The sequence below is a fragment of the Candidatus Paracaedibacter acanthamoebae genome, from assembly GCF_000742835.1.
GTDB classification, from domain to species: Bacteria; Pseudomonadota; Alphaproteobacteria; order Paracaedibacterales; family Paracaedibacteraceae; genus Paracaedibacter; species Paracaedibacter acanthamoebae.
The window spans coordinates 837,996-858,190 of sequence record NZ_CP008941.1; the positions used below are offsets into that span (position 1 = coordinate 837,996).

The 20,195-nt window shown below is 40.8% G+C and carries 18 protein-coding genes and 2 pseudogenes; 7 read left to right on the top strand and 13 right to left on the bottom strand.

The window, feature by feature from the left end; all coding sequences use genetic code 11:
• The 3 genes from ettA to ID47_RS03875 form a co-directional block, all read right to left on the bottom strand.
• Window positions 1-1,680, bottom strand: a complete 1,680-nt coding sequence (gene ettA, locus ID47_RS03865) for an energy-dependent translational throttle protein EttA (protein WP_038464081.1) — start codon at window positions 1,678-1,680, stop codon at window positions 1-3.
• 9 nt (window positions 1,681-1,689) lie between these two features.
• Window positions 1,690-2,196 (bottom strand): phosphatidylglycerophosphatase A family protein, encoded by a 507-nt coding sequence (locus ID47_RS03870; protein ID WP_051908542.1) that lies wholly within the window; start codon window positions 2,194-2,196, stop codon window positions 1,690-1,692.
• Window positions 2,197-2,596: 400 nt separating this feature from the next.
• Entirely contained in the window at window positions 2,597-3,223 is a 627-nt protein-coding gene (locus tag ID47_RS03875) for a hypothetical protein (protein WP_156956644.1), read from the bottom strand.
• A gap of 195 nt (window positions 3,224-3,418) precedes the next feature.
• Between ID47_RS03875 and ID47_RS03880 the strand changes: the two genes are divergently transcribed.
• Complete coding sequence (locus ID47_RS03880) at window positions 3,419-4,129, top strand: IS6 family transposase (protein ID WP_038464090.1); 711 nt, start codon at window positions 3,419-3,421, stop codon at window positions 4,127-4,129.
• 38 nt (window positions 4,130-4,167) lie between these two features.
• Here the strand turns inward: ID47_RS03880 and ID47_RS03885 are convergent, their stop codons facing one another.
• Entirely contained in the window at window positions 4,168-4,365 is a 198-nt protein-coding gene (locus tag ID47_RS03885; RefSeq protein WP_038464092.1) for a hypothetical protein, read from the bottom strand.
• Window positions 4,366-4,588: 223 nt separating this feature from the next.
• On the opposite strand from ID47_RS03885, the gene ID47_RS03890 reads away from it, so the two are divergent.
• The 3 genes from ID47_RS03890 to ID47_RS03900 all read left to right on the top strand — a co-directional run bounded on the left by ID47_RS03890 (window position 4,589) and on the right by ID47_RS03900 (window position 8,577).
• Complete coding sequence (locus ID47_RS03890; RefSeq protein WP_038464095.1) at window positions 4,589-6,274, top strand: hypothetical protein; 1,686 nt, start codon at window positions 4,589-4,591, stop codon at window positions 6,272-6,274.
• An 89-nt stretch (window positions 6,275-6,363) separates the two neighbouring features.
• On the top strand, window positions 6,364-6,729 hold the full coding sequence (locus ID47_RS13145) for a hypothetical protein (protein ID WP_198022338.1): 366 nt from the start codon (window positions 6,364-6,366) through the stop codon (window positions 6,727-6,729).
• A gap of 429 nt (window positions 6,730-7,158) precedes the next feature.
• A complete protein-coding gene (locus ID47_RS03900; protein ID WP_038464098.1) occupies window positions 7,159-8,577 on the top strand; it encodes a hypothetical protein in 1,419 nt (472 codons plus the stop codon).
• A 245-nt stretch (window positions 8,578-8,822) separates the two neighbouring features.
• Here ID47_RS03900 and ID47_RS13420 read toward each other — a convergent pair.
• Window positions 8,823-9,176 (bottom strand): annotated as a pseudogene (locus ID47_RS13420) (transposase); the annotation flags it as partial.
• A 72-nt stretch (window positions 9,177-9,248) separates the two neighbouring features.
• Here ID47_RS13420 and ID47_RS13840 point away from each other — a divergent pair.
• A complete protein-coding gene (locus ID47_RS13840; RefSeq protein WP_198022340.1) occupies window positions 9,249-9,614 on the top strand; it encodes a hypothetical protein in 366 nt (121 codons plus the stop codon).
• 197 nt (window positions 9,615-9,811) lie between these two features.
• Here ID47_RS13840 and ID47_RS03915 read toward each other — a convergent pair whose 3' ends face one another.
• Entirely contained in the window at window positions 9,812-11,257 is a 1,446-nt protein-coding gene (locus ID47_RS03915) for a DNA-3-methyladenine glycosylase 2 family protein (protein WP_198022341.1), read from the bottom strand.
• Between the two features lie 369 nt (window positions 11,258-11,626).
• On the opposite strand from ID47_RS03915, the pseudogene ID47_RS13845 reads away from it, so the two are divergent.
• Window positions 11,627-11,905 (top strand): annotated as a pseudogene (locus ID47_RS13845) (methylated-DNA--[protein]-cysteine S-methyltransferase); the annotation flags it as partial.
• A gap of 438 nt (window positions 11,906-12,343) precedes the next feature.
• Here ID47_RS13845 and ID47_RS11610 read toward each other — a convergent pair.
• Window positions 12,344-13,111, bottom strand: coding sequence for a peptide deformylase (locus tag ID47_RS11610; protein WP_051908546.1), 768 nt, complete (start codon window positions 13,109-13,111; stop codon window positions 12,344-12,346).
• A gap of 273 nt (window positions 13,112-13,384) precedes the next feature.
• Here ID47_RS11610 and ID47_RS03935 point away from each other — a divergent pair, with 273 nt between their 5' ends.
• Entirely contained in the window at window positions 13,385-14,584 is a 1,200-nt protein-coding gene (locus ID47_RS03935; protein ID WP_051908548.1) for an FAD-dependent monooxygenase, read from the top strand.
• Window positions 14,585-14,606: 22 nt separating this feature from the next.
• On the opposite strand, the gene ID47_RS03940 is transcribed toward ID47_RS03935, so the two are convergent.
• The 6 genes from ID47_RS03940 to ID47_RS03965 all read right to left on the bottom strand — a co-directional run bounded on the left by ID47_RS03940 (window position 14,607) and on the right by ID47_RS03965 (window position 20,181).
• A complete protein-coding gene (locus tag ID47_RS03940; RefSeq protein WP_038464108.1) occupies window positions 14,607-15,290 on the bottom strand; it encodes a hypothetical protein in 684 nt (227 codons plus the stop codon).
• Window positions 15,291-15,398: 108 nt separating this feature from the next.
• Window positions 15,399-16,064, bottom strand: a complete 666-nt coding sequence (locus ID47_RS03945) for a hypothetical protein (protein WP_038464111.1) — start codon at window positions 16,062-16,064, stop codon at window positions 15,399-15,401.
• A 15-nt stretch (window positions 16,065-16,079) separates the two neighbouring features.
• Window positions 16,080-17,126, bottom strand: a complete 1,047-nt coding sequence (locus ID47_RS03950) for a hypothetical protein (protein ID WP_038464114.1) — start codon at window positions 17,124-17,126, stop codon at window positions 16,080-16,082.
• Window positions 17,127-17,179: 53 nt separating this feature from the next.
• Complete coding sequence (locus tag ID47_RS03955; RefSeq protein WP_038464117.1) at window positions 17,180-17,842, bottom strand: hypothetical protein; 663 nt, start codon at window positions 17,840-17,842, stop codon at window positions 17,180-17,182.
• Between the two features lie 15 nt (window positions 17,843-17,857).
• The gene (locus ID47_RS03960; protein WP_038464120.1) at window positions 17,858-19,246 is read right to left on the bottom strand and encodes a hypothetical protein; all 1,389 of its coding nucleotides are present in this window, start codon (window positions 19,244-19,246) and stop codon (window positions 17,858-17,860) included.
• 263 nt (window positions 19,247-19,509) lie between these two features.
• Window positions 19,510-20,181, bottom strand: a complete 672-nt coding sequence (locus tag ID47_RS03965) for a glutathione S-transferase family protein (protein WP_038464122.1) — start codon at window positions 20,179-20,181, stop codon at window positions 19,510-19,512.
• Window positions 20,182-20,195: the final 14 nt, after the last annotated feature.

Consider the following 20,195-nt stretch of genomic DNA (forward strand, 5'->3'; position numbering starts at 1 on the left):
TTAACGGGATAAGGGTTTATACTTTATCCGATGCGGTTGATCCGCAGCAACACCTAAGCGACGACGGCGATCTTCTTCATAAGACTGATAATTTCCCTCGAACCATTCAACATGGCTGTCGCCTTCAAAAGCTAAGATATGAGTTGCAATACGATCTAAGAAGAATCGATCGTGGGTAATCACAATGGCACAACCGGCAAAATCAAGCAGCGCTTCTTCCAAGGAACGTAATGTTTCCACATCCAAATCATTGGTTGGTTCATCGAGCATTAGTACATTCGCACCCGACTTAAGCATATTGGCCAAGTGAACACGATTGCGCTCCCCTCCCGACAGCTGACCGACCTTCTTTTGTTGATCAGCGCCTTTAAAGTTAAACATGGCACAATAGGCACGGCTTGGAATCTTGTTCTTACCAAGCGTAATTTCATCATGCCCTTTAGAAATTTCTTCCCAAATGGTTTTGTTAGCATCGAGAGAATCGCGCGATTGATCTACGTATCCTAAAACCACAGTTTCACCAATTTTAATGGTTCCTGAATCAGGTTTTTCCATGCCGGTAATCATCTTAAATAAGGTCGTTTTACCAGCTCCATTTGCCCCGATAATCCCAACAATACCACCTCGTGGTAAACGGAAATTTAAATCTTCAATTAATAAGCGATCCCCAAAAGATTTGGTCAACCCATTGGCATCAATAACTGTATCTCCCAAGCGTGGCCCCGGTGGAATAATAATAGATCCATCTCCCTTGCCCTGATCGACATCTTGAGCCAATAAGGCTTCATAGGCTTGAATACGCGCCTTGCTTTTAGACTGACGAGCCTTGGGTGATTGACGAATCCATTCAAGTTCGCGCGCCAATTGCTTTTGGCGGTTCGTTTCTTGCTTTTGTTCTACCTCTAGACGCTTACGCTTTTGTTCTAACCAACTGGAATAGTTGCCTTCGTAAGGGATACCTTGGCCACGGTCTAGCTCTAGAATCCAACCCACCACATTATCCAAGAAATAGCGATCGTGGGTAATCAACACGACGGTACCGTTATAATCTTTCAAATAACGCTCAAGCCAAGCTACGGAATCAGCGTCCAAGTGGTTGGTCGGCTCATCCAGCAAGAGCATATCCGGTTTTTGCATCAGCAAGCGACACAAGGCGACCCGGCGGCGTTCTCCCCCCGACAGCTTTGTCACATCCGAATCCCCGGACGGGCAACGCAGTGCATCCATGGCAATCTCAATCTTACGATTCAAATCCCAAGCATCCGCAGCATCAATTTTATCTTGCAAATCAGCTTGTTCTGCAATCAGAGCATTCATTTCATCATCAGTCAGCTCTTCGGCAAACCGCGCACTGACAGCATCAAACCGATCCATCAGGTCTTTAATTTCCCCCAGGCCCGACATGATGTTTCCAGTAACATCTAAACTTGGATCAAGTTGAGGTTCTTGTTCCAGATAACCAACTTTGACACCGTCAGCTGCCCACGCTTCTCCGTTAAATTCTGTATCAATTCCAGCCATAATCTTAAGCAAGGTTGACTTACCTGAACCGTTGGGGCCAATAATACCAATCTTTGCCCCCGGATAAAAAGACAACCAAATGTCTTTTAGAATTTCGCGCCCCCCTGGAAAAATTTTCGACAGGCTTTTCATAACATAAATATATTGATGGCTGGACATTCGGATCCCTTAAAAAATAAAAGTTAGCAGGCCCCACACCAGAGCAGCCGCAGGAATGGCAGCTAAAATATCATCAATCATAACCCCAAACCCGCGCCAAGCTGTTGTGGACGCAAGGTATTCATCTATTTTATATATCGGAAAAGGCTTACAAATGTCAAAGATTCGAAACGCAATAAACACACTCACCCAAATTTTGAGCGAAAAAACAGAAGTCGATAGCAGCACCGCTGGTTCTATTTTTAACAAAAACAAACTAAAAACAAGCGTTAGCATCAACCCGGCAATTTCATCAATGACAATGTACGATGGGTCCGGATCAGCTGTTGGATCAAGCGTCAGCACATGGCTGCAATACCACCCTATTAAGAAGCAAACCAAGGTTGCAATCCAAAGCGTTTTCAGCCCATAAGGCAAGAGTAACAAGCAGAGAGGAATTGCAACGATAGTTCCCCATGTTCCAGGCGCCTTCGGCAGATATCCACTATAAAAACCAGAAGCAATAAATTTGATCATAAGAATGACTTTCCTTCACTTAGACTCACCCTTAAGAGCCTTCAGTATTTCTCTATTTCGTCAAACCAAGGTTAACCGAAGGGTCCACATAAAGCCACCTTTCAATTTAAGAAATGGTATGATGTTCTATCAATTAACCTAATTAGTGCTTAAAAATTCCCTTCCTGCCTCTTATTCAATTTAAGGACCTTATGCGTGAAGCAAACAAATTTCAAAATAAAAATATTTTTCGATTTAGCTTTAATCACAGTAAATTTTATACCTTTAAATATATACTTACCCGGCTTAGCAGAGAAACTTACAGATTTTAAAAGATGAGCCTACGTTGAGGTAGGCTTTAGAATAGACTATAAAGCAGATAAGCAAAATTGCCTAGTACGGCTGTTTTGCTTACCCTTTACTAGTTACCGAAATATTTTTCCACCACGTCTTGCGGAAGCTGCTGGTTTAAGAAATTGATATTAAAGCGGTGCTTATTGTGATTAATTACATTAGCGGACAAATCTTTTAAGGACGGAAAGAACAGTTCAGTTTTCCACAGACAAGAATTTTCAATTCCGAGTGGCAGAATTTTATAAACATTAATGATAGGATCTTGAATTTTAACCAAATAAGTGTTGTTTTCACTACCTTTACTTAATCTTATCTTAGTCCCTCGCCGTTGATAAGAAAGTTCGCCTGAATATTCTTTTGTATCAAAGGGAAGTTTAAAAGATAGACTAAAATTATAATAATCTAAATTACGATAATAATCATTTTTCAAATCTGTTCTTGTAGCAATATAGGTGGCTCTTGGAAGAATGGTTCCGGGTCCTCGAGTAGAAGTAGGCTCGCTTGTAGGATTGATTATAAACGGATAGTCGCTCTGCTGTTGACCTGCCTGATCCTTAAATCTTGCGCTAACCTGAAGATTTAAAGGGATATCTGTAGCATTTTCAAAAGTAAACAAATGATCAGCTTGGGTAGAATTTACCTCACTCGCTTGTGGTAGGGTTATAAAGCACCAGAATAATAATATTTTTTTCATACCTACACTCATTTCATCTCCTAAGCTTAAGTTAATAACATAATCTGCTACTTAGATATGGGAAACAGGTTTACATTTTTCAAGGAGAAATTTTGAGAATATAAAACTTATATAACAGTATTGGGCACCGTCAACTTAACAAAGGAGCAAAATAGGAATAAAGTAAGGAAAAAATAAATCTGGTATGATTCCGTCATGTCCTTAACCAAAGCTCCCAAACGTCACCGCTTCCCAGTCTCGATAATTAGCCAAGCCGTATGGCTTTATTACCGTTTCAATCATAGTTATAGAGATGTCCAGGAACAACTAGCCTTTCGAGGAATTACCCTGAGTCATGAAACAGTCAGGAAATGGTGCACTAAATTCGCTCTTCATTTTATAAATGTCATAAAGAAGCGTGAGAGAAAACCGAGTGATAAATGGCATCTGGATGAAATGGCTCTTAAAATTAATGGAGAGTTGTTTGTCTTATGGAGAGCCGTCGATCAAGACGGAATGGAGCTCGATGTTTTTCTTCAAAAACGCCGCAATAAAAAATCAGCTATCAGGTTCCTAAGCCGATTATTGGGGACGTACCCAGCCCCAAGAGTTATTGTTACCGACAAATTGAAAAGCTATGTCAAGCCGATCCAATTCATATGCCGTAAAGCAAATCACAGGACCCACAAGCGGCTCAACAATCGTATCAAGAACGCCCATCAACCGACTCGCCGTAAAGAAAAATGCTTGATAAAATTTAAGTCTGCTCCTGGCGTTCAGAGATTATTGTCCCTGATGGGGAAGGCACGCAATATCTTTTCGGTGGAAGTTGGTCGGTATAAGAATAAAGCACCAGATCAACGACTTGCTTTCTCTGACGCCAAGGCTATTTGGCTGGAGGCGGCTCTACAGCTTCTTTCTGTCTAAAGTTGGCAGTTCCCCCCCCCCTCAATCTACCCTCTATATTAGTTAAGTTGACGGTGCCGCTCTTCCCACTGACATCCTGTATGCATGAGCTTCAATAAACAGTTGAAGAGACGATGAAAGGTGAGTTTTGTGTTAGGGCCTCTTGACCCTTTGGTTAAATGAGGTAAGACAAATTCATTGAATTCATCCTCCTCCAAGATAGCCGGAATGCTTTGATATTTCTTGCTTTTAGCCATTCTTACTCAATTTGAATTAGGATAGATTTAAAAAAATAACTTTACGATCTAACTCCTTCTAAACAAAGGGCTAAACACAAATTTTCCTAATATTTAAAACTAGCAATGAGTTCTATGTGTGGCTTATGGCATTAAAACTCGGATTTTAGAGTTTGACAGAGGTGCGTTCTCTTTCTATAAAACATTTAATGTTACAATTTCCTAAAAATAAAAAAGGCTTACTATGAAATTGAAGTTTATCTCCTCCGTTCTAATGTTGACCTGTTCTTTTGCAATGGAAAAGACCGATGCTGTAAGCGGAAGTTATGGACAATTTTACTTTACGGACCATCTACCAGCAGCTTTATCTTCCTCATTGGCATTAAACGCTTCATCTTCCCAGGATGATCTAAGTTTCGTCTTCAGTCCGCAACGGTATTTTAAATTGGATAAAGCCTCTCCAATTCCGCTGATAGAACAACATAAAGAGCAGGCAAAAGAAATATACCAAGCATGTAAACTATATCTAAAAGACCAGAAGACCTTCTTGGAACAATTGCGCCAACAAGCAAGCGCCCAGAACTATACCAATCTGCAAAGCTTACATCCTTGGTTTAGTGAAATTGATGATGCGGGAATTATTGACAGATTAAACTTCAATATAAAGAGCTATGAATGCTCGATTATCACAATGGGCGATTTCCTGAGGGATTTAGATGATCCCAAGTATACCTTGGATAACTTTTTTGAAAGAATGATGGTCAGTCGAACAACAAGTTTGATGATTCGTGAAGAGAGAAGGATGGAGGATAATTGCCCTCCCTCTGTTACGAAATTCCTTAAGCTTAGTAACTTATTCGGTTATGGTAGATTCCTTTCCTTACACTCCATAACAAATTTCCGCCTATTTGATGAGCATCTATATGCTCTTTTTCCTCATATTTCCCAGAACTGTTTTATGGAGGTCGACGCAATCAACCAGGAAGACTTACCAATCAGAGAAGGCTGGCTTATCAAACAAGACTATGCTCTCATGCAATTTTTAGCAGGACAAATCCGTGTTCCCTATGATCCTGATACAACATGGGAATTGAGAACTCGTGAAGTTAGGCCTAAGAGCGTATATAATTATTTGACTCGTAAATATGAAGAATTAATGATCCCCGTTATTCCCAGAGAATATACCAAACTTTTTAATGTCTTATATGCATCACTAGCCAAGGAACCTGCCGAAAAAGACGATTCCTTTTTGCCTGCGGAGGTTAAACGCTTGCAATATAATAAAAAGAAAGTCACTAAAGGCTTAAAAGGGAAGCAAAATGCCAAGAACAAGGCTCAGGCCTCGTCAAGTACAAGGATAATTCATGCTAAGGTTACGCCATCAACCGGGCAGGCTGAGCAGGTTGAGGTTCACTCTCTCCCTAATTCAATCTCGGCTTTCCCTAGCTTACCCAACCCTCACTCACCCACCAAGGTTAAGTTCAAGCCTGCGAAACCTATTAAGCCGACCATACCCCAAGGTGGTTGGAGCCATAAGGACCAGCAGAGGAATGCTGAAACAAAATTAAAAGCTCAGGCGGCAGTGGAAGCTAGAGCAAATGAGGGAACGCAGATAGAATTCCAGCCAGACCAACCTATCACTCTGAGTGCCGGGCAGTATCAAACATTACAGGAGATTCTGGATGAAAACGCCCCTGCTTATAAAATGACATTTAATCGTATAAAAGACTTGTTAGAAGCTGTTGGTATCAAAGTTGAAAGAAACGGTGGGTCCCATGCCCGCATTCAGACCCCTGGGCATAACATTAAGGCTCTCGTCGATATTCATTACGGCTGGACTGATAAATATGGGCCTGGGACTATGAAAACCTTACGCACGTTAATGCGGAACTTGAGTCTTGATAACCCCAATTTTGTTAATTCCAATTAATATTTAGAACCCAGAACGGCACCGTCACCTTAACAAAGGAGCAAAATAGGAATAAAATAAGGAAAAAATAAACCTGGTATGATTCCGTCATGTCTTTAAACAAAGCTCCCAAACGTCACCGCTTCCCAGTCTCGATAATCAGCCAAGCCGTATGGCTTTATTACCGTGTAAAGCCGATCCAATTCATGTGCCGTAAAGCAAATCACAGGACCCACAAGCGGCTCAACAATCGTATCGAGAACGCCCATCAACCGACTCGCCATAAAGAAAAATGCTTGATAAAATTTAAGCCTGCTCCTGGAGTTCAGAGATTATTGTCCCTGATGGGGAAGGCACGCAATATCTTTTCAGTGGAAGTTGGTCGGTATAAGAATAAAGCACCAGATCAACGACTTGCTTTCTCTGACGCCAAGGCTATTTGGCTGGAGGCGGCTCTAGAGCTTCTTTCTGTCTAAAGTTGGCAGTTCCCCCCCCCTCAATCTACCCTCTATTAGTTAAGTTGACGGTGCCATTGCCGGTTATAGGGAAGCTGTAAATTGCCTTCCCTGCGGCATCGCACCCCCAGGAAAATAGGATCCTTGTTTGCTTGGCCAGAAACACCACGCCAGCTTGTTTAACCCCTAAATTGTAAATTCAGGTATAAATTTAATTAACATTTCTCGTTGAAAAGCTATTCTTCTTCTCACTTTAATCACCTTATCAATACCAATAAGGAAATTATTATGGTGTATCATACAAAAAGTTATCCTGTTATGCGGCTCTTCGCCTAAGATGTTTAGGCTTGCTGATTCCTCTCTCTGCTATGAGAATGCAGGGTAAGAGGGAGGATACTTAAACCAAAAAACATCATTAATTTTTTAGCCTTAACCTTAAAGAGAATTTTTATGAGAAAAAAAATAACGCCCCTTATCTTACCTGCTTTTGTCGCCCTAATGTGTTCAATGCCCGAAGCGGTTCAGGGCATGGAAAGCTTATCTACGCTTGGGGAACAAAAAAAACCATCAGTAATGCAACTGGCCAAGGGAGTTGGTGATACACTGGAAGCTCCTCTGGGAACGGGAGCCAATGTTCTTCTTAAAATAAGTATGGACTTAAAAGACCTTAAAAAACCTACTGATCAGGAACAACTAGAAGTTCCCGTTCGGCTTTTTCTCACAGATTTTACATCTTCCCCAACAAACCATCCGGCTGTTCACTTGCAAGTTAAAGTTGATTGCGAATCGACGCCCTTGAGGTGTGTCTTGCCCGATAAACCAGCATCTTTTGGTAACTACGCACAATTTACAAATTGGTTGAACCAGGGATATTTTATCAATCAGGTTGGTATTACCTATGATTTTCGTATTGATCTGCAAAAGTCAGCTCCGTCTTTGGCGCAGCATTTGTTTTTCCTCCCGCCCGAAGGTTATCGTTTCATTGGAACCCATATGGTTGATAATACCAAAATGATCCCCGATAGTTGTCGTCCCAATGTTGCCTATGTGTCTCAAAGGGGCAATGTGAATACAACAACGGCAACTCTTGGCGGCATCCTTTATCTCAATAAGAAGCCTTATCTCATCGGGGCTCCTCAACAAATATTTCCTCACCGCATGATTGAAGAAAAAGTTTTTCAAAGGGATAGATCAAAAAAGTTTTATTGTCATAAATGGCTGGCCCAATCTGAGATAACGTCAAAGGTCACGTATGAAGAATTTCCAACCCATCAAGTCAAGAATTGGCCTGGTGTGCCTTCTGAAATTTATAGTGTCGTGCAGCAAAAACCCGGAGATCTAGAGCAAATAGTCCACTTAGGGTGTACTGACGGCAACAGTGGAACTAACTATCCTTTAACAGATGAAAAAATATTTTTCGTATTTAGTAATCCTATGGATGACCAACCTCTTGAGTACCAAGAGTTAATAGCGAAAGATCTGGAAGGTAAGATGTATATCATGAGATATGTGTATGATAGCACCCGTAACCAAGGAACTTTAGCCGCCCTAGAGGAGAGAATTAAAGGAGCCGTGGATGCTCATGCTAATGCGAAGAGCAATTTGGAAAGATTCTACGAGGGTTATGGGAGAGACATAGGGGACGCATCTGGTTATGGAGAATATTGTGCGTGCTGTAGCGGTCATGGGTATGGCGATTCATGCAAAAAGTGGAAGCACGAGAGGCATTACCGCGCCCTGCATGGAGAATTGAATAAGCAGTTGAAGGGATTGGAGGGGGAGCTAGCACGTGCAGCAAATTATGTGAGCTCACTTATGAAGAAATATTTAGCTCTAACTGGAAAACCCCATCCTCAATGGGAGGGATGAGTTGACAAAAAACTAGAGGTCTCTGACTTCAAACGGTAGCATAAAATTCTGGGAGCAAGAGTGTCAAAATAAGGAGTACATAAAAAGACTCCATTCCAATAAGACATGGCTCAATCAAGTTGTCGGCAAATTAAACAATTGCCATGACGATACAAGAGCTTATATAGAGCGGTTTATCCTTGTGCGTCCTCATTTTCACCTATAGTAATTTCTATGAAAGGGAATTTTTTTATATCTTGTTTAGTCTATACGTTTATTTGGTAAGCTGTCCCTTTGGTTAAAAGAGCCCATATAATACGAGCATTCTTATTAGCTAACGCCACACAAGCTTTATTATAGCCTCGTCTTTGAAGAAGGTTTTTTAGCCATAAACTGAACTTTGTCGTCTTTGAAGAGGCCTGCTTGAGTACAGCCCTAGCTCCATGGATTAGTAAACCTCAAATATAGGTATTGCCTCTTTTACTAATACCTAAAAGAACTTGTTTACCGCCGCTGGAAGACTGGCGCGGGACTAACCCCAAGAAGGCTGAAAGTTGGCGGGCTTTTTGAAAGATTTTTCCGTCCCCCACCGCAGCCACAAGCGTACTTGCTGTCAAAGGGGCACCGTCAACTTAACAAAGGAGCAAAATAGGAATAAAGTAAGGAAAAAATAAACTTGGTATGATTCCGTCATGTCTTTAAACAAAGCTCCCAAACGTCACCGCTTCCCAGTCTCGATAATCAGCCAAGCCGTATGGCTTTATTACCGTGTAAAGCCGATCCAATTCATGTGCGGTAAAGCAAATCACAGGACCCACAAGCGGCTCAACAATCGTATTGAGAACGCCCATCAACCGACTCGCCGTAAAGAAAAATGCTTGATAAAATTTAAGCCTGCTCCTGGAGTTCAGAGATTATTGTCCCTGATGGAGAAGGCACGCAATATCTTTTCAGTGGAAGGTAGTCGGTATAAGAATAAAGCACCAGATCAACGACTTGCTTTCTCTGCTGCCCAGGCCATTTGGCTGGAGGCGGCTCTACAGCTTCTTTCTGTCTAAAGTTGGCAGTTCGCAACCGCACTCTACCCTTTATTAGTTAAGTTGACGGTGCCTTTAAACCTGTAATTTTTTTAATACCCTCGGCAGTAATTTTATTAGCCTTCATCCTCAAACTAAAAAAACACATAAGTATTTAAATTCAAAAAAATTATTAAAAGATTTTTAAAATTGACAGACTGCAAGCTTCTTTTTTCAGGCTATGATAACCCACCCCAAATATGGAAGACAGCATAGCTGCGCCAGGGGCGCCAAGCGTGCGATAATTTCTCAGCCTGCTTTGCGGTGATGCCGCCTAAATTATTTCTAATTGCAATATCCTCTTTAGGGAAAGCATCAGCCCATCGCAACGCCCGCATCGCAATATAATGGGCTGTCCAGCGGCCAATTCCGGATATTGTCATTAATTGGTGCATAACTTGCTCAGGCTGCATCCCCCCTTCTATTCTTAAAGTTTTAGACGCAAATGCCTGGGCTAAGGCAAGGATAGTATTAGCCCGAGCTGGAATGATCCCAAGCTTAACAATATCGTCCCTATTGGCAATGGCAATACGCTCAGGCGTGGGGGCCAAGCGGTATAATTCTTGGAAAGGAGTCACCACTTCTTGGCCAAATTGCTGCACAAACCGCCCCGCCAATGTGGTTGCCGCCTTCACAGTCACTTGTTGTCCTAATATGGCTCTGACAGCCAACTCAAACCCACAAAAAGCACCCGGAACCCGCAAGCCAGGATTCACATCGACAGCGGCTTGAAGCAGGGTATCCTGACGTAAATGCTGAGAAATTAAAGCGGGGCGAGCTGTAAGATCAAATAAATTACCTATCCGCTTTAAAAGAATTGGCAACACTGGCGTTAAACTGTGGCTAAATTCTAAAATTAAGACATCTTGTTCGGTACTCTGACGTACATGAATCCACCCCCTACACTCTTTTAATTGTATGGTACGCACGTAACTCTCTGCCGTGACAAGTTCAACTCCTTTAAGGGCCCGCAAGCTCAGAAATTTTAGGATTCCCGTCCAGTCATAAGGTGGTCGATACGATAATTGCACCGCTGAGGTATCGCCAGGCCCCACCACTTCTGGATTACTCTTACGCAGTCTGGAGGGGGGCATTCTATAACGCTTCACAAAAGCATCATTAAAGCGGCGCAAACTGGAAAAACCACTCGCAAAAGCAATCTCTGTAATAGCAAGATTAGTTTCAGTCAGCAGTTGCTTTGCCAGTAAGAGCCGGCGTGTTTGAAGAAACTCAATTGGCGATACACCCGCCTCCTTGTGAAAGATGCGCCGAATTTGCCGAGAACTAAGCTCAAATTGAGCCGCAATACTTTCTAACGAGATTGAATTATCAATAATCCCTTCATCTAAGCGATCGACAATAAGATGACAGATTCGATGAGCATCATCAATTGGCGCATTACCAGGAGCTAATTCTGGGCGACACCTTAAACAAGGTCGAAATCCATGTTTTTCCGCTAAGGCTGCATTATCAAAAAATTGACAGTTCACCTCTTTAGGGGTTCTGGCGGGACAAATGGGTCGACAATAAATCCCCGTCGATGTTACTCCAATAAAGAAGATGCCATCAAACCGAGGATCGCGCGAGAGATAAGCATTATAATAGGAAGGATTGTTTTGCATCATACTAATCTATATAACAGGTTTTTTATTTTGTTCTAGCCACTTTCGGACATTAAAATTAATGTTCCTATCACGTCCGAAAATAGCGAGTTTTTAAAAAAACAATTGATTATATTGAGCTGGTACAACCTAAGAAAGGAGTCTACTATGACAGAAGTTATTCACTACACAATCAAACAGACATCTTTGGGGTCCGTCTTAATTGCCCAAAGCCATAAGGGAATCTGCGCTATTTTTATTGATGATAGCCCTGCTTTTCTTTTAGAAAGACTGCGTCATCGCTTTAAAAAAACGACTGTACAGGAAGCTCCCCAAGCCTTAGAAAAACCAGCCAATACTATCATCAATTTCATTAATAACCCTCGCCTTCCTCTAGCTGTGACGCTTGATATTCGAGGCACACAATTTCAAAGAAAAGTATGGTCTTCTCTTCAGCAAATCCCGGTAGGACAAACCGTTAGTTACACTGATATTGCCCGTCAACTCGGGTTACCCAATCATGTCCGCGCTGTGGGACGAGCCTGTGGCGACAATGCTCTAGCTGTTGTTATCCCCTGTCATCGGGTGATTAAAATTGATGGTGGTCTCGCTGGCTATCGCTGGGGCATAAATCGCAAACAAAAACTCTTAGAAATTGAGCGGAACTTATGAGTTTATTCTTATGAAGATTGAATATCTTTAAGGGGATCAAAAGGCCATGAACTACCACTTATCCCTTCGAGTGCCTGGCTCTTTGGCCGCGAAAAGGAACCTCTATCAAAAATCTTCCCCGGACTTGACCCGGGAAAAGAGAGCCTTTTTTTCCAGGCAACCGGCCACCCCGACAAGAGAATATATAACGGAGCATTCTCCCTCATTCCGGCCTTGAGCCGGAATCCATGCCTCTCTTTTGGGGCAGTATGGCTTTATCACAGCGATGCTTTCCTAAGCCTTACCATCAAACAGACGCCGGTATGGTTTCTGGGTCGCGTTGCATTTGCCCGGAAAGAAAGTTATTTTTCTCGGGCGAGCTTGCTCGTTCCTTCTACTTTCCCGGCTCTTCGGCCGGGAAAAGGGAGCGAGATAATTCCGCCCCACTACGCTCTTTCCTTAATTATGCTTTTCCTCTATATTTTCTTTCTTCTCAGATACAGTGGCGTTTTTCCACTTTTCGATATCTTTTATTCGAAGTGGTCTCATTTCCTCATAAGAACCTCTTTTATTGTGATCTTGGAAGCGATCAATAAAAAGGATGCCATGATTATGATCTGTTTCATGCTGTATTAAACGAGCTTCAAAGCCTGTCGCATCAAATTCAAGCAGTCGCCCTTCACTATTATAAGCTGTTACCTTTATGCTTTTGAAACGATCCACCTCTCCCATTTTATTTTCTACTGAAAAGCATCCTTCCCAATCGGTGGTTTTTTCATCAGTAATAGCTTCATAATGAGAATTAAGCAAAAGTGTAATAGGGACAGAATGAGTAAAATCTTTTCGTAAATCTTTTGTATCGTCCTCAATTCTATAGATTAAAGCCGCTTTATTAATACCTATTTGAGGCGCTGCTAAACCCGCACAGTTGGGGGTAACTAAAAAAGCAGCCAATAATCTCAGAAGCTTTGTCTTATCCTCTTCATTTAAAGGAAAAGTAAGTTCAGGAACAGGATGATGTAATTGATAATGGCACTGCGCGTTTTTATTCTCATCAGTGTTATAAACGACAGGATGCTGCATTAAATCTTTCAATTTATGACGATCTGACACGGAAAGAGGAAAATTTACAACCTCAAGAGTATCAATGTTAAAAGCATCTTGTTCCACCACTGCTTTTGGCAACGTCACCATTTTAGAGTGATGTATAATTTCATCTTTAGCCATGCTTATCCCTATTGTTAGAAAAATGAAATAATACCTACTAATCATTTGATACATTTTACGATTTCTCCCCCTGTCGATAAATTACTATTTTTTACATTAGTAAGAATAAAAGCTTCAGCAATGAGTAGGCAAGAGGATAAAGTTAAACTATTCCCCCCCCTCATTTAACTGTTAGAAAACCTAATTACATCTCTGCGTCAACACATACATTGCAAGCATCAAGGATAGAGGCTACTCTAAGAGATAAATTTGATCAGAATAAATTGTGAATTCATGCAAAAATCAGATGTTTGTATCCTTGGCGGCGGTTTAGTTGGGGGTGTTATGGCATTGGCGCTGGCGAAACAGGGTATCACATCAACGGTGATTGATATAGAAACGCCTGAAAACCTTTTGAATCAGAAACTTGATGGTCGCACTACGGCTGTCAATCTTGCATCTGCCCAATTTTTCCAGACCATCGATCTGTGGGATAAGATGGCCAGCCATGCGGCCCGCATTGATTTTATTAAGGTATATGAAGGCAATCAACCTTGGTCGATTCAATTCGATCATCGGGATTTAGGGTCAGCCCCCATGGGCTATATTGTCGAGAATCGTTTTATCCGCCAAGCCATTTTTGATGCAGCTCTCACCCATCCTCATATCAATTGGCAGGCGCCAACGAAAGTTTTGGCGAAGAAAATAAGCTCATCCAAGGCAATTGTTTACCTCGACCATGGTCTAGAGATTCATACACCCTTGCTTATCAGCGCCGAAGGCCGCCATTCCTTAAGCCGTGATGAAGCAGGGATCAAGAAGAAACAGTTCACTTATGATCAAAAAGGACTCGTCTTTTCCCTTTACCATGAAAAACCACATCACAATGTAGCTTGGGAAGTATTCCATCCCTCTGGTCCCTTGGCCTTTCTCCCCATGAAAGATAGCGAGGATGGTCGCCATCGCTCTGGCGTGGTATGGACCCTTCCCACGGCCGAGGCTGATACTTGGACAGCCGCTGTTGCGGACGCGATCGCCAGCCAACTGGAACACCTATTCCCGCACCTGGGGAAAATGGAACTCTTTACTCAGGTATGGTCTTATCCTTTAATTGCTCAAATGGTTGATCGCTTTATCGATGATCGCTTCGTCATTATAGGGGATGCCGCCCATGTCTGCCATCCCGTGGCTGGACAAGGGGTAAATGTTGGTTGGCGCGATGCTGAAGCCTTGACTCAAATTATAACGGAAAATAAAAAACTTGGGCTTGATTTAGGTAATATGACTGCTCTTAAACGCTACCAACGCTCCCGCCGTTTTGACACCTATTCAATCTTTGCCATGACAGATGGTATGGTCCGTCTTTATAGCAACGACTCAAAGATTCTAAAGCCAATTCGCAGTATGGGATTGGGTGTGGTCAATAAAATCCCGCCGTTAAAGCGATTTTTCATGAAGCGAGCCATGGGTTTAAGTGATTCTCGGCCATCTTAACTCTAACTATAATCCTGCGAGATTACTCTTCCTTTATTTTTCCTTCAAGATCTCCCAATAATAAGGAAATCATATCCTCTGCTGTTCCTTCTCTGGTAGAACTATAAGGTGATGTCTTCGATTGTTTACCGGAAAAAGCTTCTGAAGAAATGCTTTGCATCGGTTTAGTATGCGGAAATGATGGGTTATCACCCAAAATAAGCTTCTTAACAGAGTTGAAAAAAGAAGTTTGTTGAGAGTTTCTCAAATTTTTCTCGTTTTTATCCCAGTAATCAACGTAAATTTTTAAGAGAGAAACTTGATTATCACGCCCAGAAAATACACCGTCAGACTTGGATAATTTTTGTTTTATCTGCTCTCGAATATTCTCAGGTATCCCTCTGTATGCTCCGCACGCTATTTCCCGTAAAACTCTAATACTGTCTGGTACCATATAATGCTCTGCATAAGCTAAGTACGGCAAAGCCTTTACCCCTTGTTTATCGCTGAGCATTCTTTCTGCCTTACTATAAGCCGCTTCGGCATCACCGACTTCTTCCATATTTTTAGGCAATTGATGGTTGATAAACAAAGTCTTAATACCAAAGCCATATACCTTTTGCTGAAGTTCAATCTCCCATTGTTGACTTTCAGCCGCCAAGGTAGGTAAATTAAGAATAGTTAGAAATCCTAAGCTTATACTGAATTTTATTGTGAGCAGCCTCATGCTTTACACCTTTTACAAATTTACAATCTTTTTTTTAGTTAGTATTACAATACTTATTGTGGAAGTGAGAAAGAGTAAACCTCTAAGGTTAATAACAGTGCTGTGACATCACTCTTTCTTTATTTTTCCATCACGCTCCCCAGGTAACAATGGAATTAGATCCTCTGCAGTTCCTTCTCTACTGAAACGAAGAGGGGGATTTTTGTGTAGGTCACCAAAAAAGGCTTTTGATGAATTGCTTTTTTCACCTTGCGCATCACCAAAAATAAGCTTACCAAGAGATCCAAAGAATGATGATTTTTGTGAATTTATTAACAATTCTTCATTTTTATTCCAATAATTAAGGTACATTTTAAAAATAGAGCCTTGATTATTGTATCTAGAAAATTCACTATTATAACTCGATAATGCTTGCTTTATCTGAGTTTGAATATTCTCAGGTATTTTTTCGTAAAAGCCCGCTCCAACCCTTTCTAAAGCTGTAAGGCTTTCTGCTACCATATAATGTTCTGCATAAGCTAAGTACGGCAAAGCTTTTATTCCTTCTTTATCCATTAACATTCTTCGCCCTTTATTATACGCCTCTTTAGCATAAGAAGATTCTCTTATAGTTTTAGGCAATTGATGCTCCCTAAATAAGGTATCAACACCAAAACCATGTACTCTTTGTTGGAGTTCAATCTGCCAATCTTGATTTTCTGACGCTAAGGTAGGTAAGTTAAGAATAGTTAGCAATCCTAAGCTTATACTGAATTTTATTGTGGTTACTTTCATGATATTTACTCCTCTTCAAATGGTAAAATCTTTCTCTTCCTTTTTTGTAATAACAGTACTTAATGCCTGATCATAGTCTTGGTAGGAAGAAAGGGCCAATTTTCTTAGTTTTTCGATATAGTGTTTAGGTGCACTTGATCCAAGAGCTTCTCCTTCTAACAACTTTTCCTTATTATATAGAACTCCATACAAAGCGATAAGAGAAGATTGTTTAGCAATTTCTTCATTAGAATAAAATGAAGGCAGTAAAGTCACCTTATATGGCCATGTCCATTGACCATCCAAGGATTTATAAGCACTACTGTACCATAAATTAAGAATGGTAGGCGCGTTTGCTATTGCTGCTACTATTCCGGTGACACTCGCAATACCTTGAGTAACTCCTATGGTCACATTATAGGGCTCTTTATTACTGTTTCCCTTGTCTAAATTTGATATGCAATTAGCTCCTAAAACAAGTGAACTGGCAAAAGTAGAAGAGAGTAATAAGGTTGCCGGTAATGAAATTGAATCTCTGTGTTTAGATGAAGTAAGACGATAAGTTAAACCTTTTACCCATAATGAAAGAATCTGGTTGTACTGTTCTGGTTCTCCGGGAAGTAAATCCAACAACTTTTTAAGCGTGTTAATATCTTTGTAAGATGTAGAACCATTCGTTTCATTGATTTTAATATGTTGAAAGATTAAACTGTGAGGCTCTAGGATCTCTAACTCTCTGGTCTCAAGAATAGATTTGGTTATTGGATGCTCGTTCCATCCCTCCGGAGTATCCCAAAATTCTTCTTTAAGCATGAAACGTGTTGCTCGCACATAATGTTTTTCGCTTGCTTCGTTTAAAAGGCGTCTAGCTTCAGCCCTGCGGTTTTGTTCAGTATCTGCGTCTCTGATGAGGGGAGCATAGCCATAAAACGTAAAAACCCCTAAGAAATAAAGGCTAAAAGGATTATTTTGCTCTTCTAAAGCCTGAGCCTGAAGTTTTTCTCCAGCTCCGAACCAGAAGTCTTCCCAATCAGTTCCTTGAACCTGCACATTTTCAAAGGGAACTGGATCATATAAGGGCATTTTCTTGGCAGTTCTAAGATTTTTACCTATGCCATCTTCCTTATAGGTCTGTGTTATTCCTCTTTCATTTTTCTTGCATAATCTCCCGGTAATAAGGGAACCATGTCCTCTGCTGTTCCTTCTCTGGCGGAACTATAAGGTGATGTCTTCGATTGTTTACCGGAAAAAGCTTCTGAAGAAATGCTTTGCATCGGTTTAGTATGCGGAAATGATGGGTTATCACCCAAAATAAGCTTGGTAAGAGATCCTAAAAATGATGATTTTGTTGAGTTCCTTAACATTTCTTCATTTCGGTTCCAGCAATCTTTGTACATATCATAAAGCTTATCTTTATCTTCAAGCTGAGAAAATGCCTGCTTTAGCTGGGCTCGAACAGGCTCAGGTATTTCCTTAAATACGCCAGATTTTACTCTTCTTAGAATTTCAAAGCTTTGAGGTACCATATAATGTTCTGCATAAATTAAATACGGTAAAGCTTTTACTCCTTGGCCATCCCATAGCATTTCTTCTGCTCTATTATAAGCAGCCTCAGCAGCACCCAACTCTGCCATAGTTTGCGGCAATTGATGCTCCATAAACAAGTTATTAACACCTAAGCCTAGTACCTTTTCAGCCAGACTAATTTTTTCCCCTCGATCTTCTGCTGCTAAAACTGGAAAATTTATAGTTGATAGTAGCCCTAAAAATATAATAAATTTTATTGTGGTTAACTTCATAGTTTTTACTCCTTTTTAAAGTTTGAAAAGATGTTTCTCTTCTTCCTTTTTTGTAATAACAGTGCTTAAAGCTTCGTCATTGTCTTGATAAGAAAAAAGGATTAATTTTCTTAGTTTTTCCATATATTGTGTGGATACACTTAATTCAAGAATTTCTTCTTTTACCAGATTTTCCCTATTAGATAAGGTCAAATTTCTTAGTTTTTCCTTATAGTCTTTGAAGGCGCTCGAGCTAACAGCTTTTATCTTTGCCAATTTTTCCTTATTATATAGAATTCCATACAATGCGATAAGAGAAGATTGCTTAGCAATTTCTTCATTAGAATAAAATGAAGGCAGTAAAGGCAACTTATACGGTCGCGTCCATTGACCATCCAGGGATTGGAAAGTACAGCCATACCACCAATTAAGCACAGTAGGCGCATTTGATATTCCAGTTATTATGCCGGTGACACTGGCCATACCTTGAGTAATCCCTATGGTCAGATTATAGGGCTCTGCATCACTATTCCCCTTATCTAAATTTGATATAGAATTAGCCCCTAAGACAAGTGAACTGGCAAAAGTAGAAGAGAGTAATAAGGTTGCCGGCAAGGAAATTGAATCCCGTTGTTTAGATAAAGTAAGGCGATACGTTAGATCTTTCGCCCACAGAGAGAAAAGTTGTCTATACTGTTCTGGTTCTCCGGGAAGTAAATCCAACAATTTTTTAAGAGTATTAATATCTTTCCAAGCTATAGAACCATTTGTTTCGTTGTCCCTAATATGTTGAAAGATTATCCTGTGAGGCATTAGAATTTCCAATTCTCTCGTTTTAAGAATAGGTTGAGTTATTGGGTGGTCGTTCCATCCCTGCTCATCCCATAATTTCTCTTGGATCATAAAACGTGTGGCTCTCACATAATGTTTTTCACTTGCTTGATTTAAAAGATTTTTAGCCTGTTCTTTGGGATCTTGTTGAGTACCTTCCTCTTCGTGAAAAGAAGCATAGCCATAAAACGTAAAAGCTCCTAAGAAATAAAGACCAAAAGAATTGCGTTGCTCTTCCAAAGCCTGAAATCTTTCCTCCGCGTGACTCCAAAAATCTTGCCAATCATCTTCTTGAATCCTTTTCCTTTTAAAGGAAATAGGCTTATATGATGGCATTTTCTCATCCCCCCTAAGACTTTTGCCTATCCCATCTTCGTTTATTATCGTATTTATATACTGTCCAAAGTAATTTTTAGACAATTCCTTAGAAAGAGGTTCCCAGCATGATTGAAAAGATAATGCTTCTTTCCGCAGAGGGGTTGGTAAATGTTGCACTATCTTTAAGGCTGCTGGTGAGAAATACCCTTCTTCTTCGCCAGCAAAAGCCATAGAAATCAAACTCGGAATTAAAAGTGCAGAACGCAAAAAGTTCATAAAAAATTCTCCTACAAAAGTATACCTTTTATATGAGAACGTTTATACCATAATTCAAGGAGATTTATTAAATAATATTTGCTGTGGAAAATTTTAATTTATAGTGATGATTTATTGAGCCATACTTTATCCCACTCACCTTATCTAAAATTGTAAGATAAGTTTCCTCCGTAAGGATGGCTTTTCATAAAATTTTTCCAATAAATGAAATGGCCCTTTTCAAAAAATCACTTATTTTTGAAAATTCTACAAATATTTATCTATCAAAAATCGAGCAGTTGATAGTGCTCAGATGGTGCTAATCCTCCTAAACGATCCTGAAGCAAGGGACGAAAACTTGGCCGGGATTTCATCCGCATATACCAATCTTTAGCAACCTCGTGCTTATCCCAAGGCGCATCGCCAAGGTAATCAATAACCGACAAATGAGCCGCGGCTGCCAAATCGGCTAAAGATAATTCATCGCCGGCTAACCAACGCCGACGATCGATCAGCCATGAAATATAATCAAGATGATAGTTTACCGCTGCTTTCGCTTGACGAATTGCCTGGGAATTGGTTGGTCCACTATCCCGCATAAATCGCCGCAGGGTTTTCTCAAAAACCAAAGGTAAACTCACTTCCCGAGCAAATTTGTCATCAAACCAAGCCGTTAAACGACGAACTTCGGCGCGATGGGCCACGCCGTGCCCCAGCAACAATCGTTCCGGATAAGCTTCTTCTAAATATTCGCAAATAGCATAACTGTCCGCCACAACCGTTCCATTTAAATCCACAAAAACTGGCACTTGCCCAGCGGGATTCATCGCCATAAAATCGTCACGCCGTTCCCAAAATCGTTCCTGCTCTACATCAAAGTCCAAGCGTTTCTCCCCCATCACAAGCCGAACTTTGCGAGAAAAAGGACAAAGCATATATTGATAGAGCGTGCGCATTAAAACAACCTTTT